This window comes from Pseudomonas sp. AAC (genome assembly GCF_000725445.1).
Lineage (GTDB): Bacteria > Pseudomonadota > Gammaproteobacteria > Pseudomonadales > Pseudomonadaceae > Pseudomonas > Pseudomonas citronellolis.
In genome coordinates, this window is sequence record NZ_KL647095.1 from 597322 (window position 1) to 611466 (window position 14145).

14 protein-coding genes are annotated in these 14145 nt (G+C 68.1%); 2 read left to right on the top strand and 12 right to left on the bottom strand.

The features are described from left to right. Nucleotides 1–740: 740 nt before the first annotated feature. Complete coding sequence (locus FG99_RS08115) at nt 741–2006, bottom strand: Hsp70 family protein (RefSeq protein WP_043268686.1); 1266 nt, start codon at nt 2004–2006, stop codon at nt 741–743. Nucleotides 2007–2223: 217 nt separating this feature from the next. Between FG99_RS08115 and FG99_RS08120 the strand changes: the two genes are divergently transcribed. Beyond that, a complete protein-coding gene (locus FG99_RS08120; RefSeq protein WP_043268688.1) occupies nt 2224–3087 on the top strand; it encodes an isocitrate lyase/PEP mutase family protein in 864 nt (287 codons plus the stop codon). Nucleotides 3088–3093: 6 nt separating this feature from the next. Here the strand turns inward: FG99_RS08120 and FG99_RS08125 are convergent, their stop codons facing one another. Beyond that, nucleotides 3094–3750, bottom strand: a complete 657-nt coding sequence (locus FG99_RS08125) for a hypothetical protein (protein WP_043268690.1) — start codon at nt 3748–3750, stop codon at nt 3094–3096. Between the two features lie 99 nt (nt 3751–3849). Continuing rightward, nucleotides 3850–4521 (bottom strand): hypothetical protein, encoded by a 672-nt coding sequence (locus FG99_RS08130; RefSeq protein ID WP_043268691.1) that lies wholly within the window; start codon nt 4519–4521, stop codon nt 3850–3852. Between the two features lie 156 nt (nt 4522–4677). Between FG99_RS08130 and FG99_RS08135 the strand changes: the two genes are divergently transcribed. Next, a complete protein-coding gene (locus FG99_RS08135) occupies nt 4678–4941 on the top strand; it encodes a DksA/TraR family C4-type zinc finger protein (protein ID WP_043268693.1) in 264 nt (87 codons plus the stop codon). A gap of 6 nt (nt 4942–4947) precedes the next feature. Here FG99_RS08135 and FG99_RS08140 read toward each other — a convergent pair whose 3' ends face one another. The 9 genes from FG99_RS08140 to urtC all read right to left on the bottom strand — a co-directional run bounded on the left by FG99_RS08140 (nt 4948) and on the right by urtC (nt 14084). After that, a complete protein-coding gene (locus FG99_RS08140; RefSeq protein ID WP_043268695.1) occupies nt 4948–6195 on the bottom strand; it encodes a substrate-binding protein in 1248 nt (415 codons plus the stop codon). A gap of 780 nt (nt 6196–6975) precedes the next feature. Beyond that, nucleotides 6976–8676 carry an urease subunit alpha gene (ureC, locus tag FG99_RS08145; protein WP_043268697.1) on the bottom strand — a complete coding sequence of 567 codons (1701 nt, stop codon included), beginning with the start codon at nt 8674–8676 and terminating at the stop codon, nt 6976–6978. Nucleotides 8677–8881: 205 nt separating this feature from the next. Continuing rightward, nucleotides 8882–9187, bottom strand: coding sequence for an urease subunit beta (locus FG99_RS08150; RefSeq protein ID WP_043268699.1), 306 nt, complete (start codon nt 9185–9187; stop codon nt 8882–8884). Nucleotides 9188–9364: 177 nt separating this feature from the next. Then, on the bottom strand, nt 9365–9871 hold the full coding sequence (locus FG99_RS08155) for a GNAT family N-acetyltransferase (protein WP_043268701.1): 507 nt from the start codon (nt 9869–9871) through the stop codon (nt 9365–9367). Between the two features lie 43 nt (nt 9872–9914). Continuing rightward, nucleotides 9915–10217, bottom strand: coding sequence for an urease subunit gamma (locus FG99_RS08160; protein WP_043268703.1), 303 nt, complete (start codon nt 10215–10217; stop codon nt 9915–9917). A gap of 1 nt (nt 10218) precedes the next feature. Then, a complete protein-coding gene (locus FG99_RS08165) occupies nt 10219–11052 on the bottom strand; it encodes an urease accessory protein UreD (RefSeq protein WP_043268705.1) in 834 nt (277 codons plus the stop codon). A 321-nt stretch (nt 11053–11373) separates the two neighbouring features. Beyond that, on the bottom strand, nt 11374–12072 hold the full coding sequence (gene urtE, locus FG99_RS08170) for an urea ABC transporter ATP-binding subunit UrtE (RefSeq protein ID WP_043268706.1): 699 nt from the start codon (nt 12070–12072) through the stop codon (nt 11374–11376). Between the two features lie 90 nt (nt 12073–12162). After that, nucleotides 12163–13008: an urea ABC transporter ATP-binding protein UrtD gene (gene urtD / locus FG99_RS08175; RefSeq protein ID WP_141766308.1), complete on the bottom strand. Its 846-nt coding sequence runs from the start codon at nt 13006–13008 to the stop codon at nt 12163–12165. Beyond that, complete coding sequence (urtC, locus tag FG99_RS08180) at nt 13005–14084, bottom strand: urea ABC transporter permease subunit UrtC (protein ID WP_043268710.1); 1080 nt, start codon at nt 14082–14084, stop codon at nt 13005–13007. Before urtC ends, urtD begins: the two co-directional genes overlap by 4 nt. Nucleotides 14085–14145 lie beyond the last annotated feature (61 nt).

A 14145-nucleotide genomic window follows, 5' to 3' on the forward strand; every position in this document is an offset into this window, starting at 1 on the left:
AGTGTGGCTTGTAGGAGCGAGCTTGCTCGCGAACGGAGTTTCCCGATTGCTCTTGAGCTGGACCTGAGCACGTCCCCTCTCCCCGGCCCTCTCCCTGAAGGGAGAGGGGGCTTGTCTGTGCCGAGAGAGGGAATGGTTTCAGCCGGTAACTTTCGGCGTCGCCGGCTGACTCCAGAACACCAGTGTCTGCCCAGCGGTCCCCTCTCCCTTCAGGGAGAGGGTTAGGGAGCTCTACAGCCCACCCCCCAAAGTCCCCGGTAGGCACGGTTCGCGAGCAAGCTCACTCCTACGAAAGAGCCTGCCTCTCAGCCGTAGCACTTCTTCGCCTCAGCGGTCGCCATCGACGTGGCGAGTGTTGGGTTGCATGGCCGCCACGCTCCGGCGCAGGGCCGGTACGCTGCGTTGGCTCGGGTACAGGCGGTGTCGGGGTGATTGTTTCTGTAGGAGCGAGCTTGCTCGCGAACGGAGTTTCCCGATTGCTCTTGAGCTGGACCTGAGCGCGTTCCCTCTCCCCAGCCCTCTCCCTGAAGGGAGAGGGGGCTAGTCCGTGCCGAGAGGAAGATTGGTTTCAGTCGGTAATCTCCGTGCTAGCCGGCTAATGCCGAAACATCAGTGCACTCCGAACGGTCCCCTCTCCCTTCAGGGAGAGGGTTAGGGAGAGGGCGCTCTACAGCCCACCCCCCAAAGTCCCCGGTAGGCACGGTTCGCGAGCAAGCTCGCTTCTACGAAAAGCCAGCCCCTCAGCCGTAGCGCTTTTTCGCCTCGATAGCCAAACCGCTGCCAATACCGCCGAAGCGGTCGCCATCGACGTGGCGGGCGTTGGGCAGCATGGCGGCCACGCTCTGGCGCAGGGCCGGGACGCCGCTGGAGCCGCCGGTGAAGAACACGGTGTCGACCTTGTCCGGGTCGATGTCGGCATCGCCCAGCAGCTTGCCGATGCCGGCGCGCACGCGCTCCAGCTGCGGCTCTATCGCGCCCTCGAACAGTTCGCGGGTCAGTTCGGCCACCAGGCCCGGTTCGATGCGCGCCAGGTCGATGTCGCGGCGCTGGCTGTCGCTCAGTTCGATCTTGCTGGCTTCCACCTGCATCGCCAGCCAGTGCCCGGCGCGCTGTTCGATCAGGCGGAACAGGCGGTCGATGCCGGTGCCGTCGACGATGTCGTAGCGCATGTTCTTCAGCGCCAGCTGCGACTTCTGCGCGTACACCGCGTTGATGGTGTGCCAGGTGGCCAGGTTCAGGTGGTAGCTGGTGGGCATCAGCGCGTCGGACTTCATCCGGCTGCCGTAGCCGAACAGCGGCATCACGCCCTGCAGGCTGAGCTGTTTGTCGAAGTCGGTGCCGCCGATGTGCACGCCGCCGGTGGCCAGGATGTCGGCCTGGCGCTCGGCCTGCTCGCGGCGCTCCGGGGCCAGGCGCACCAGGGAGAAGTCCGAGGTGCCGCCGCCGATGTCGACGATCAGCACCAGCTCCTCGCGCTGGATGCCGCGCTCGTAGTCGAAGGCCGCGGCCAGGGGCTCGTACTGGAAGGAGATATCCTTGAAGCCGAGTTTCTGCGCCACCGCCACCAGGGTGTCCTGGGCTTCGCGGTCGGCCTCGGGATCGTCGTCGACGAAGAACACCGGGCGGCCCAGTACCACGGCCTCGAACTCGCGGCCGGCGACTACCTCGGCGCGCTTCTTCAGCTCGCCGATGAACAGCCCGAGCAGGTCCTTGAACGGCAGGGCGCTGCCCAGCACCGTGGTCTCGCTCTTGAGCAGCGGCGAGCCGAGCAGGCTTTTCAGCGAGCGCATCAGGCGCCCTTCGTAGCCTTCCAGGTATTCGCCCAGGGCCTGGCGGCCGTAGACCGGGCGGCGTTCCTCGGTGTTGAAGAAGACCACCGAGGGCAGGGTGATCTTGCCGTCTTCCAGTGCGATCAGCGGTTCCATCCCGGGGCGCCACCAGCCGACGGTGGAGTTGGAGGTGCCGAAGTCGATGCCCAGGGCGCGGGCGTCAGTGGAGTGCAGCATGGCGGAAAGGTCCGGCGAAAAAAACGGCCGCGCAGTTTACGCGAGTGCGCCTGGGCCTGCTCGACTATCGGCTCATGTGCCGCTGGACGGTGGAGGTTATAGAGTGCTTGGGAAGGCCTTGTAGTTTTGCTACATTTGCCGTCCTGTAGTTTTGCTACATGAGTTTGCCGATTCCGCAGAACCCTTTCCCACTTCCAGGTCGCAGTTGGATCCCGCCATGCACAGAGCCTCCCACCACGAGCTACGCCAGAGTTTCCGGGCGTTGCTGAACTCTTCCTCCTGCTACCACACGGCATCGGTGTTCGACCCGATGTCGGCGCGCATCGCCGGTGACCTCGGCTTCGAGGTCGGCATCCTGGGTGGTTCTGTAGCTTCGCTACAAGTGCTCGCGGCGCCCGACTTCGCCCTCATCACCCTCAGCGAGTTCGTCGAGCAGGCCACCCGCATCGGCCGCGTGGCGCGCCTGCCGGTGATCGCCGACGCCGACCACGGCTACGGCAACGCGCTGAACGTGATGCGCACCATCGTCGAGCTGGAGCGCGCCGGCGTGGCCGCGCTGACCATCGAGGACACCCTGTTGCCGGCGCAGTTCGGCCGCAAGTCCACCGACCTGATCCCGGTGGAGGAGGGCGTGGGCAAGATCCGCGCGGCGCTGGAGGCGCGGGTGGACCAGGAGATGGCGATCATCGCGCGGACCAACGCCGAGGTGATCGAGGTGGACGACGTGATCTGCCGCACCCTGGCCTACCAGGCCGCCGGCGCCGACGGCATCTGCATGGTCGGCATCCGCGACTTCGAGCACCTGGAGGCCATCGCCCGGCACCTGAGCGTGCCGCTGATGCTGGTGTCCTACGGCAACCCGAAGCTGCACGACGACAAGCGCCTGGCCAAGCTCGGCGTGCGCATCGTGGTGGACGGCCATGCCGCCTACTTCGCCGCCATCAAGGCGACCTACGACTGCCTGCGCGAGCAGCGTGGCGTGGATGCTTCCGACCTGACCGCCTCGGAGCTGGCGAAGAAGTACACCCTGCCGGAGGAGTACCAGATCTTCGCCAGGGAATACATGGAAGTGAAGGAGTAGGGCCTTTCAGGCTGGCCCGTTCTCGCTGAGCTTCTCCAGCAGGTACTCGACCTGGGCGTTGAACGGGTAGAGCAGGGTGCCGGCCGGGCGCTCGGTCAGCCGCAGGTAGCGCCAGCGGGCGCGCATCGCTTCGCCTTCGACGCTGGCCGGCAGGGCGGCGAACTGCGTCTCGATGGTCTGCTGCAGGTCGGCGATGGCCTCGCGCAGGGTGTCGGTGTCTTCCCCCAGCAGGCGGTGGTTGGCCCGCTTGGCCTGCAGCAGGGCCAGGCGCTGCAGGTTGGCCGCCAGGGTCGCATCCCCCGGCGCGGCGCCGGGCTGGAGGCGGAATTCCTGCAGCAGCGCCGAGACTTCCAGGGCCTGGGCCAGCGCCTGGCGCAGCGCCGGGCCGCTCTGTTCGTAGCCGCTTTCCACCTGCGCCACCGTTTCGCCGTAGAGCGACCAGATGTCCTGCAGCGTCTCGCCGTTGTGCTGTTCGGCGACCTGGCCCTGGAAGGCCTCGTCGAGCCGTTCCAGGCGCTTGAGGAAGCGTTCGTCCCCCGTGGCGCTGTAGAGCAGCAGGTAGCGCTGCGCGGCCTGCAGGGTGGCGTCGAAGTCATCGGCCAGGGCCGCGGTCGGCAGGCTGGCCAGCAGGCTCAGCAGCAGGGAAAGGACGAGGCGGTGCATGGGGCGGCTCCTGGCGATGGAGCCGCCATTCTTGGCGGCCCTCCCGGCGCCGGATATCGGACGATTCCGAAGCTGTGGTAGACCGCCTCCGCGTCCCCGTCAGGCGCCGGCCAGTTTGCCGAGCATGGCCTCGATCTGCGCGTTGAAGGGGTAGAGCAACTGCTGGCCGTTGCGCTGGCTGACCTGCAGGTAGCGCCAGCGCTTGTCCAGTTCGTCGTGCAGGGCCGGGTCGCTCTTCGCCAGGGCGTCGATGCGCTGCTGGATGCGCTCGTCCAGGGCCTTGACGTTCGCCGCCTCGGCCTCGGCGCGCGGGCCGTCGACCTTCTGCAGGTTGGCCAGGCGGGCGGTGAGCAGGGCGCGGCTGCGCAGGTCGTCGGCCAGGCCCGGGGTGGCCAGGGGGTGGGCCTGCAGGTAGGCGTCCAGGGGCTCGGCCAGCTTCAGGCTGCGGGCCATCTCGCCGTTCTGGTCGAGCTTATGGGCGGCGTGCTCGGCCAGCATCTGCTGGCGGCCCTGCTCGTAGCTGGCCCAGAGTGTGCGCAGCGTGGTGGCATCCTGGCGCTGCCCAAGGGCCGCTTGCAGGTGCTTGCCGGTGGCGTCCAGGCGGTCGAGGAAGCGCTCGTCGGCGGTGGCGCTGTACAGCAGCAGGTAGCGGTTGGCGTCGACCAGGTCGGCTTCGACGCCGGGGGCCTCGGCGGCCTGGGCCTGGCTGCCGAGCAGGGCGCAGAGCGCCAGCGGCAGGCAGTGGCGCAGAGGAGACGGGAGGATTCGCATCGGGGAACATCCATGGCGGGAAAGCGCGCTATTGTTCTCGTTGCGCGGCGCCCGGGGAAGGGGCTTTTCAGCGCACCCCGCCGCGTTTTCGCCCTTGCAATCGGCCGCCGGGGCGCCAATATCTGCAATCTGTACAAAGTTTGATCGGAGGTTGCCATGGCCAGTGGTTGGGCGAACGACGGCGCGGTGCAGGAACAGATCGACAGCACCATCGAGGACGCAGTCGCCCGGGCGCTCAGCCAGTTGCCCCGCGGCGAGAGCCTGACGCATTGCGAGGAGTGCGATGCGCCCATTCCCGAGGCGCGGCGCAAGGCCGTGCCCGGCGTGCGTCTGTGCGTGAACTGCCAGGCCGCCCACGACGAGCAGGCGGCCTTCGCCGGCTACAACCGGCGCGGCAGCAAGGACAGCCAGCTGCGCTGAGGCGCTTCACTGCAGCAGCGGGGGCTTGCCGGCGGCGCGCCTTTCCGCCTTCCACTCGTCGAGGCTGGGCGCGGCCTGGTCGCCGTCGAGCTGGTGGATGATCTCGAAGTAGTCCTGCTTCAGCGGATCCTTCAGCACCTCGCTGCGCGGCTTCACCTTCACCGCATAGATGCGCTGCACGTTCTGGTGGTCGAACGCGCGCCAGTACTGCTCGCCCTTGAGCAGGGTGTAGCGGTGGCCTTCCAGGGCCCTGATCAGCGCCTCGCTGTCCAGGCTGTTGGCGCGCCGCACGGCGTCCGCCCACTGGTAGACGATGCCGTAGGCCGAGGCGGCGGAGCTGGACGGGTACTTCTGGTAGCGCTTCACGTAGTCGTTGACGAAGGCCTTGCCGCGGGCGCTGTTCTCCAGTTCCGGCACGCGCCAGGTCCAGGGCTCGGTGCCGACCACGCCCTCCATCACGCTCGGCCCGGCCTGCTCGATCACGTTCAGGGTGAGGTTGGGCGCGACTATCTGCATGCGCCTGGTCAGGCCGAGGTCGTGGGCCACCCGCATGGCCCGCTCCAGGTCGCGGCCGAACAGCACCAGGACCAGCACCTGGACGTCGCTGGCGGCCGCCTGGGTGAGGCTGTCGCGGTAGTGCGCAAGGCCGACGGCGGGGAAGGGAATGCGCCGCCCGGGGTGCTGGGCGCCGTCCTGCGTGCCGGTGGCCTGGCGCAGCGAGGCTTCGGTGGTGTGGCCCCAGGTGTAGTCGGAGGTGATGTAGAAGTAGCGGCTGCCCGGGTGCTTCTGCGCCAGATACTGGCCCAGCACCCGGGCGCTCATCCAGGCGCTGATGCCCTCGCGGAACATGTAGCGGTGGCCGTCCTTGCCGGTGGTGTCGTTGGAGTAGGTGACGGCGCCGAAGTACAGCAGCCCGCGCTCGGCGGCGCGCTTGCCGGCGGCGATGGCCACGGCGCTGGAGGCGCCGCCGAAGAGCATGGCGGCGCCCTCGTCGGCCAGCTTGTCGACGTTGGCCACGGCCTTCTTCGAGCGCGAGGCGCTGTCGTGGCTGGACAGCCGCAGCGAGCGGCCGAGCACGCCGCCGCCGGCGTTGATTTCGTCGATGGCCAGCAGGGCGCCGCGCATCTGGTCGCGGCCTTCGTTCTGGTAGCTGCCGGTGCGGGGGTAGTTGAGGCCCAGGGTGATGGGATCGGCGGCCTGGGCGCAGGCGCACAGGCCCAGCGCCAGGGCCAGGGTGGCGGTCAGTCGTTTCATCGGGAGTCCTTGTTGTTCTGGAGGGACGGGCACAGAGGCCCTGCCAGCGTAGGGGGTGGACTCCGGGGGGAAATGCGAAGCGGTGCCGGTGGGGGAGGTCTTCTGAATTTCCCCGGGGGATTTCAGCCGCCTGTAGGAGCGGGCCCTGCCCGCGAATCGCGCGCAGGGCGCGCTCCTACAGGGGAATGGCGTGGTGTACCGAGACGCCGTGCTCGCTTGTGGCGTAGGTGCGACTGTCTTGCAGGCTGCGCCGAGGTGCTCTTCGTAGGATGGTGTTGAGCTTGCGAAACCCATGCGGTGGCGGTGATGGGTATCGCTTCGCTCAACGCCATCCTACGAAAAGCCGTGCTTCCTGGAACGTAAGCGGGCCCTGCCCGCGAATCGCGCGCAGGGCGCGCTCCTACAGGGGAATGGCGTGGTGTACCGAGACGCCGTGCTCGCTTGTGGCGTAGGTGCGACTGTCTTGCAGGCTGCGCCGAGGTGCTCTTCGTAGGATGGGTTGAGCTTGCGAAACCCATGCGGTTGCGCTGATGGGTATCGCTTCGCTCAACGCCATCCTACGAAAAGCCGTGCTTCCTGGAACGTAAGCGGGCCCTGCCCGCGAATCGCGCGCAGGGGAATGGCGTGGTGTACCGAGAAGCCGTGCTCGCTTGTGGCATAGGCGCGACTGTCTTGCAGGCTGCGCCGAGGTGCTCTTCGTAGGATGGGTTGAGCCTGCGAAACCCATGATGCCGTGGCGATGGGTATCGCTTCGCTCAACACCATCCTACGAGGGGATTCTCAGAACAGGAAGTAACGCTGCGCCATGGGCAACACTTCGGCCGGCTCGCACCACAGCAGTTGGCCGTCGGCGCGTACCTGGTAGTTCTGCGGGTCCACCTCGATGTGCGGCAGGTAGGCGTTGTGGATCAGGTCGGTCTTCCGCACCGTGCGGCAGCCCTGCACCACGCCGATGGCCTTGTGCAGCCCCAGGCGGGTGTGCAGCCCGGCTTCCCAGGCGGCCTGGCTGAGGAAGGTCAGGCTGGTGGCGTGGCGGCTGCCGCCGAAGCTGGCGAACATCGGCCGGTAGTGCACCGGCTGCGGGGTGGGGATGGAGGCGTTGGCGTCGCCCATCAGGCTGGCGGCGATGGCGCCGCCCTTGAGGATCAGGCTCGGCTTCACGCCGAAGAAGGCCGGGCGCCAGAGCACCAGGTCGGCCAGCTTGCCCACTTCGATGCTGCCCACTTCGTGGCTGACGCCATGGGTGATCGCCGGGTTGATGGTGTATTTGGCGATGTAGCGCTTGGCGCGGAAGTTGTCGTTGCGTGCGCCGTCGCCGGGCAGGGCGCCGCGCTGTTTCTTCATCTTGTCGGCGGTCTGCCAGGTGCGCGTGATCACTTCGCCGACGCGGCCCATGGCCTGGCTGTCGGAGCTGATCATGCTGAAGGCGCCGAGGTCGTGGAGGATGTCTTCGGCGGCGATGGTCTCGCGGCGGATGCGCGACTCGGCGAAGGCCACGTCCTCGGCGATGCTCGGGTCCAGGTGGTGGCAGACCATGAGCATGTCCAGGTGTTCGTCGATGGTGTTGCGGGTGAACGGCCGCGTCGGGTTGGTGGAGCTGGGCAGCACGTTGGCGAAGCCGCAGGCGCGGATGATGTCCGGCGCGTGGCCGCCGCCGGCGCCCTCGGTGTGGTAGGTGTGGATGGTGCGGCCCTTGAAGGCGGCCAGGGTGGTTTCGACGAAGCCGGATTCGTTGAGGGTGTCGGTGTGGATGGCCACCTGCACGTCGAGGCGGTCGGCCACGCTCAGGCAGTTGTCGATGGCCGCCGGGGTGGTGCCCCAGTCCTCGTGCAGTTTCAGGCCGATGGCGCCGGCGCGCACCTGTTCCTCCAGCGGCAGCGGCAGGCTGGCGTTGCCCTTGCCGGTGAAGCCGATGTTCATCGGGAAGGCGTCGGCGGCCTGGAGCATGCGCGCCAGGTGCCAGGGCCCGGAGGTGCAGGTGGTGGCGTTGGTGCCGGTGGCAGGCCCCGTGCCGCCGCCGATCATGGTGGTGACGCCGCTCATCAGTGCCTCTTCGATCTGCTGCGGGCAGATGAAGTGGATGTGCGTGTCGATGCCGCCGGCGGTGAGGATCATGCCCTCGCCGGCGATGACTTCGGTGCTGGCGCCCAGGGCGATGCTCACGCCGGGCTGGATGTCCGGGTTGCCGGCTTTGCCGATGGCTTTGATGCGCCCGTCCTTGAGGCCCACGTCGGCCTTGACGATGCCCCAGTGGTCGAGGATCAGCGCGTTGGTGATCACGGTGTCGACCACCTCGGCCGCCGGCAGCTGGCCCTGGCCCATGCCGTCGCGGATGACCTTGCCGCCGCCGAACTTCACTTCCTCGCCGTAGATGGTGAAGTCCTGCTCCACCTCGATCCACAGCTCGGTGTCGGCCAGGCGCACGCGGTCGCCGACGGTGGGGCCGAACATGTCGGCGTAGGCTTGTCTGCTGATCTTCATTGCGGCTCCTTGGCGGCCAGGGCATTTGGTACTTTTCCTGAGCCTTCGGCACGGGGCTCAACCACGCGCCCTCTCCCTAACCCTCTCCCTGAAGGGAGAGGGGACCGTTCGGTGCAGGATGAAACCTTGGCGTCAGCCGGCACGGACAGCTCCCTCTCCCTTCAGGGAGAGGGTGGGGGAGAGGGTTCTCTTGCTTGCATCAATCTCAAAGCGCGCCCATCACCCGCCCGGCGAAGCCATAGACGCGGCGCGCGCCAGCCAGCTCCACCAACTCCACCTCGCGGCTCTGCCCCGGCTCGAAGCGCACCGCGGTGCCGGCCGGGATGTTCAGGCGCATGCCGCGGGCGGCCTCACGGTCGAACTGCAGAGCGTCGTTGGTTTCGTAGAAGTGGTAGTGCGAGCCGACCTGGATCGGCCGGTCGCCGCCGTTGGCCACGGTCAGGGCCAGGGTGCGGCGGCCGGCGTTGAGTTCGATCTCGCCGGGCTGGACGTCGTATTCGCCAGGGATCATGGGGGGCTCCTGAGGCCGAACCTGTCGGTGTGGGGTTGACGACTGTTTTTCATGCGCAGCTTCCCTCGATTCGCTGGAGGCTGAACGAAAAAGCGACTCCCTCGTTCAGCCTCCAGCCTCCAGCCTCCAGCCTCCAGCCTCCAGCCTCCAGCCTCCAGCGGCTTTTCTCGTCTTTTGTCAGGGCGTATCCCGCGCATCGAGGACCAGTTGCATGAAGGTCAGGTCGAGCCAGCGGCCGAACTTCTGGCCCACCTGCGGCATCTGCCCGGTGGTGGCGAAGCCCAGGCGTTCGTGCAGGCGGATGGAGGCGGCGTTGCCGCTCTCGATGGCCGCCACCATCACGTGCAGGCCCTGGGCGCGGGCGCGGTCGACCAGCGCCTGCATCAGTTGCGGGCCCACGCCCTTGCCGCGCTGGTCGGCGCGCACGTACACCGAGTGCTCGACGGTTTCGCGGAAGCCGTCGAAGGCGCGCCAGGGGCCATAGCTGGCGTAGCCGACCACTTCGCCGGCGTCTTCGGCGACCAGCACCGGGAAGCCCTGCTGGGCGCGCAGTTCCAGCCAGGCGCGGCGGTTGTCGAGGTCGATGGCGACTTCGTTCCAGATCGCGGTGGTGTTGAGCACGGCGTCGTTGTAGATGTCGCGCAGGGCGCCGAGGTCGGTTGGGTTGGCGTCGCGGATCAGCATTGCGGTGTTCCTTCAGGCAGGTTCGTTCGAAAGCGGCCGCTGGTCAGGCGATGGGCTGGTGCACGGTGACCAGCTTGGTGCCGTCGGGGAAGGTGGCTTCCACCTGGATCTCCGGGATCATCTCCGGCACGCCTTCCATCACCTGCTCGCGGCTGAGCAGGGTGGTGCCATAGTGCATCAGCTCGGCCACCGTGCGGCCGTCGCGGGCGCCTTCGAGCAGGGCGGCGGAGATCAGCGCGATGGCTTCCGGGTGGTTCAGCTTGAGGCCGCGGGCCAGGCGCCGTTCGGCCACCAGGCCGGCGGTGAAGATCAGCAGCTTGTCTTTCTCGCGGGGCGTCAAATCCATCTCAGGTGCTCCAGATTCTGGGGGGGACGGCCTCGCGGCCGAGCAGCGCGGGCCGCAGCGCGCGCCAGAGTTCGATGAGCCAGGCGCGGGCGTGCAGCGCCTCGGCGGCCAGGCAGCGGGCGACCAGCAGGCCGGGCAATTGGCTGAGGTTGCCGCGGCCCTGGCAGGGTAGCGCGCGGCAGGCTTCCAGCAGCTCGGCGTCGATCTGCCCGCTGGCGATCAGCGTGGCCATGACCGGCTGCCCGGCCAAGCCGATGGGCGAGTCCAGCAGGCGCTCGCCGCCGTCGATGCGCTGGCGTTCGTGCCACAGGCGGCGGCCGTCGCGGCGGATGTCCAGGTTGGCGGCGAAGCGGCCCTGGTCGAAGCGCTCGCCGGCGGCGGGGCGGCCGAGGGCGACCACGTCCCAGTAGAACAGGCGGGCGTCGTCCTGCAGGTCGATGTCGGTGTGCAGTTCGGCCCGGGCGCCGGAGAAGACGATGGTTTCCTGCGGCAGCCATTCCAAGGTGGCGCCGGCCTCGACGCGCAGGCGCAGGCGCTGGCTGGCCGGCGTGGCGGCGCGGTACCACTTGGCCGCTCCGGGGCTGGTGAGCTGGGCCCAGGCGCCGGGGCCGGCGTGGATGTCGAGGGCGAGGGTGTCGCCGCCGGCGATGCCGCCGGGCGGGTGCACCACGATGTGCTGGCAGACTTCCGGCCCTTCGGCGTAGAGGTGCTTCTGCACCCGCAGCGGCCCTAGGTGGCGCCGCGTGACCGGCCGCGTGCCGTCGCCGACGCGGGCGTAGGCCAGCTCCAGTTCGGCGTGCCAGGCGGGGTGGAAGAGGGCGGCGGGTGCGTTCATGGTGCGTGTTCTGTTGGGGTTGCCCTGGGTAGAGCAATTGGCGTGCCTTCTGCGCCAGGATAGTGCGTGGGCCTGGCAAGCCTGGGCGGCAGCGGGGGATGGGGTTGTCCGAGTGGTCAGCTATTGGCGCGATTGCGGTGCGTTGGTACGCGCCATGCACCATTATGGGGCGTAGGGCGAATAACCGTTCGCGGTTATCCGCCGATACACCCATCTCCCTGGCCGCTCCGAAGTCGGCCTGGGTGGTGCCCAGGTCGACACCGAGCGGCCTGGGGCCAAGGTCAAACGGCGGATAACGCCGGAGGCGTTATACGCCCTACGTCAGATGGCCACCAACCCGCGTACCCCTTCGCTTTCCATGTCCGCGCCGCGGCCTTGCTGGACGATCTCGCCGCGGGCCATCACCAGGTACTGGTCGGCCAGTTCGGCAGCGAAGTCGTAGAACTGTTCCACCAGCAGGATGGCCATGTCGCCGCGCTCGGCGAGCTTGCGGATCACCGCGCCGATCTCCTTGATCACCGAGGGCTGGATGCCTTCGGTGGGCTCGTCGAGGATCAGCAGGCGCGGGCGGCTGGCCAGGGCGCGGCCGATGGCCAGCTGTTGCTGCTGGCCGCCGGAGAGGTCGCCGCCGCGGCGTTGCTTCATCTCGCGCAGCACCGGGAAGAGTTCGTAGATGAATTCCGGCACCTGCTTCGCTTCCCTGGCGCCGAAGCGGGACAGGCCCATCAGTAGGTTCTCCTCCACGCTCAGCCGCGGGAAGATTTCGCGCCCCTGGGGCACGTAGGCGATGCCGGCGCGCACCCGCTGGTGCGGCTTGAAGCCGGTGATGGCCTTGCCCTCCCAACTGACGCTGCCCTCGCGCGCCGGCACCAGGCCCATCAGGCAGCGCAGCAGGGTGGTCTTGCCCACGCCGTTGCGCCCGAGCAGGCAGGTGACCTCGCCGATCTTCGCGTCGAACGACAGGCCGCGGAGGATGTGGCTGCCGCCGTAGAACTGATGTAGTTGGCTGACTTGTAGCATGTCGTTTTCCTTTTCAGCGCTGGAAGCCCGAGGCCGGAAGCTGGAAGCAGAGCGGCTCCGGCTTCCAGCTTCTGGCTTTCGGCTTCAAGCTCAGCGTCCCAGATAAACCTCGATCACCTGTTCGTTCGCCTGCACTTCTTCCAGCGAGCCCTCGGCCAGCACGTGGCCCTGGTGCAGCACGCTGACGTGGTCGGCGATGCTGCCGACGAAGCCCATGTCGTGCTCCACCACCATCAGCGAGTGCTGGCCGGCGAGGGACTTGAAGAGTTCGGCGGTGAATTCGGTCTCGGCGTCGGTCATGCCCGCCACCGGTTCGTCGAGCAGCAGCAGTTGCGGCTCCTGCACCAGCAGCATGCCGATCTCCAGGAACTGCTTCTGGCCGTGGGAGAGCAGGCCGGCTGGGCGGTTGCGCGAGTCGCGCAGGCGGATGGTGGCCAGCACTTCCTCGATGCGGTCCTTCTGCTCGCCGCTGAGCTTCGCGCGCAGGCTGGCCCACACCGACTTGTCGGCCTTCTGCGCCAGCTCCAGGTTCTCGAACACCGAGAGCGCCTCGAACACCGTGGGCTTCTGGAACTTGCGGCCGATGCCGGCCTGGGCGATTTCCACCTCGCTCATGCGCTGCAGGTCGTAGGTCTCGCCGAAGTACGACTTGCCGCTGTCGGGGCGGGTCTTGCCGGTGATCACGTCCATCAGCGTGGTCTTGCCCGCGCCGTTGGGGCCGATGATGCAGCGCAGCTCGCCCACGCCGATGTACAGCGTCAGGTCGCGCAGGGCGCGGAAGCCGTCGAAGCTGACGTTGATGTCTTCCAGGGTGAGGATGGTGCCGTGGCGCACGTCCAGGCCTTCGCTCGCGCTGGCGCCTAGGCCGACGGCGTCGCGGCTGGTGCCGCTGGGGTCGAAGGCCGGTTCCAGCATCAGGTGGGGGACGGCTCTCATTGCGCTTTCTCCCGCTTGATCAGCCCGAGGATGCCCCGCGGCAGGTACAGGGTGACGACGATGAACAGGGCGCCGAGGAAGAACAGCCAGTACTCCGGGAAGGCTACGGTGAACCAGCTCTTGGCGCCGTTCACCACGCCGGCGCCGAGCAGCGGGCCGAGCAGCGTGCCGCGCCCGCCCAGGGCCACCCACACGGCGGCCTCGATGGAGTTGGTCGGCGACATCTCGCTGGGGTTGACGATGCCCACCAGCGGCACGAACAGGGCGCCGGCCAGGCCGCAGAGCACCGCGCTCAGGGTCCAGACGAACAGCTTGTAGCCGCGCGGGTCGTAGCCGCAGAACATCAGGCGGTTCTCGGCGTCGCGCAGGGCGGTGAGCACCCGGCCGAACTTGCTGCGCGCCAGGGCGAAGCCCAGCGCCAGGCTGGCCGCCAGCAGCAGGACGATGGCCAGGAACAGCGCGGCGCGGGTGCCCGGCGCGGTGATGGAGAAGCCGAGGATGCTGCGGAAGTTGGTGAAGCCGTTGTTGCCGCCGAAGCCGGTCTCGTTGCGGAAGAACAGCAGCATGCCGGCGAAGGTCAGGGCCTGGGTCATGATCGAGAAGTACACGCCCTTGATCCGCGAGCGGAAGGCGAAGAAGCCGAACACGAAGGCCAGCAGCCCCGGCGCCAGCACCACCAGGCACAGGGCCCAGAGGAAGTGCTGGGTGCCGGCCCAGTACCAGGGCAGCTCGTTCCACGACAGGAAGGTCATGAACGCCGGCAGGCCGTCGCCGGCCGCCTCGCGCATCAGGTACATGCCCATGGCGTAGCCGCCCAGGGCGAAGAACAGGCCGTGGCCGAGGGATAGCAGGCCGGCGTAGCCCCAGACCAGGTCCAGGGCCAGGGCGACTATGGCGTAGCAGAGGATCTTGCCGGTCAGCGTCAGGCCGTAGGCCGACAGGTGCAGGGCGCTGGTCTCGGGCAGCAGGTGCAGCAGCGGCAGGATCAGCAGCGCGACGAGGGCCGCGCCGACGATGCCGGCAGTGACTCGCGGGCCGGCCTTCTGCGCGGCCGTCACGGTGAGTGGTTGGTTCACGGGCAAATCTCCCTACGGTCGGCGGACGCACCCTGTAGGAGCGGTCGGTTCGGGCATTGGC

Bases quoted from the DNA above. Each gene is read 5' to 3' on its own strand.
- FG99_RS08155 (WP_043268701.1), bottom strand. From the start codon at position 9,871: ATGCTGATCCGCGACGCCAACCCAACCGACCTCGGCGCCCTGCGCGAC.
- FG99_RS08165 (WP_043268705.1), bottom strand. From the start codon at position 11,052: ATGAACGCACCCGCCGCCCTCTTCCACCCCGCCTGGCACGCCGAACTG.
- FG99_RS08160 (WP_043268703.1), bottom strand. From the start codon at position 10,217: ATGGATTTGACGCCCCGCGAGAAAGACAAGCTGCTGATCTTCACCGCC.
- FG99_RS08135 (WP_043268693.1), top strand. From the start codon at position 4,678: ATGGCCAGTGGTTGGGCGAACGACGGCGCGGTGCAGGAACAGATCGAC.
- urtE (WP_043268706.1), bottom strand. From the start codon at position 12,072: ATGCTACAAGTCAGCCAACTACATCAGTTCTACGGCGGCAGCCACATC.
- FG99_RS08150 (WP_043268699.1), bottom strand. From the start codon at position 9,187: ATGATCCCTGGCGAATACGACGTCCAGCCCGGCGAGATCGAACTCAAC.
- ureC (WP_043268697.1), bottom strand. From the start codon at position 8,676: ATGAAGATCAGCAGACAAGCCTACGCCGACATGTTCGGCCCCACCGTC.
- FG99_RS08130 (WP_043268691.1), bottom strand. From the start codon at position 4,521: ATGCGAATCCTCCCGTCTCCTCTGCGCCACTGCCTGCCGCTGGCGCTC.
- urtD (WP_141766308.1), bottom strand. From the start codon at position 13,008: ATGAGAGCCGTCCCCCACCTGATGCTGGAACCGGCCTTCGACCCCAGC.
- FG99_RS08115 (WP_043268686.1), bottom strand. From the start codon at position 2,006: ATGCTGCACTCCACTGACGCCCGCGCCCTGGGCATCGACTTCGGCACC.
- FG99_RS08120 (WP_043268688.1), top strand. From the start codon at position 2,224: ATGCACAGAGCCTCCCACCACGAGCTACGCCAGAGTTTCCGGGCGTTG.
- FG99_RS08125 (WP_043268690.1), bottom strand. From the start codon at position 3,750: ATGCACCGCCTCGTCCTTTCCCTGCTGCTGAGCCTGCTGGCCAGCCTG.
- FG99_RS08140 (WP_043268695.1), bottom strand. From the start codon at position 6,195: ATGAAACGACTGACCGCCACCCTGGCCCTGGCGCTGGGCCTGTGCGCC.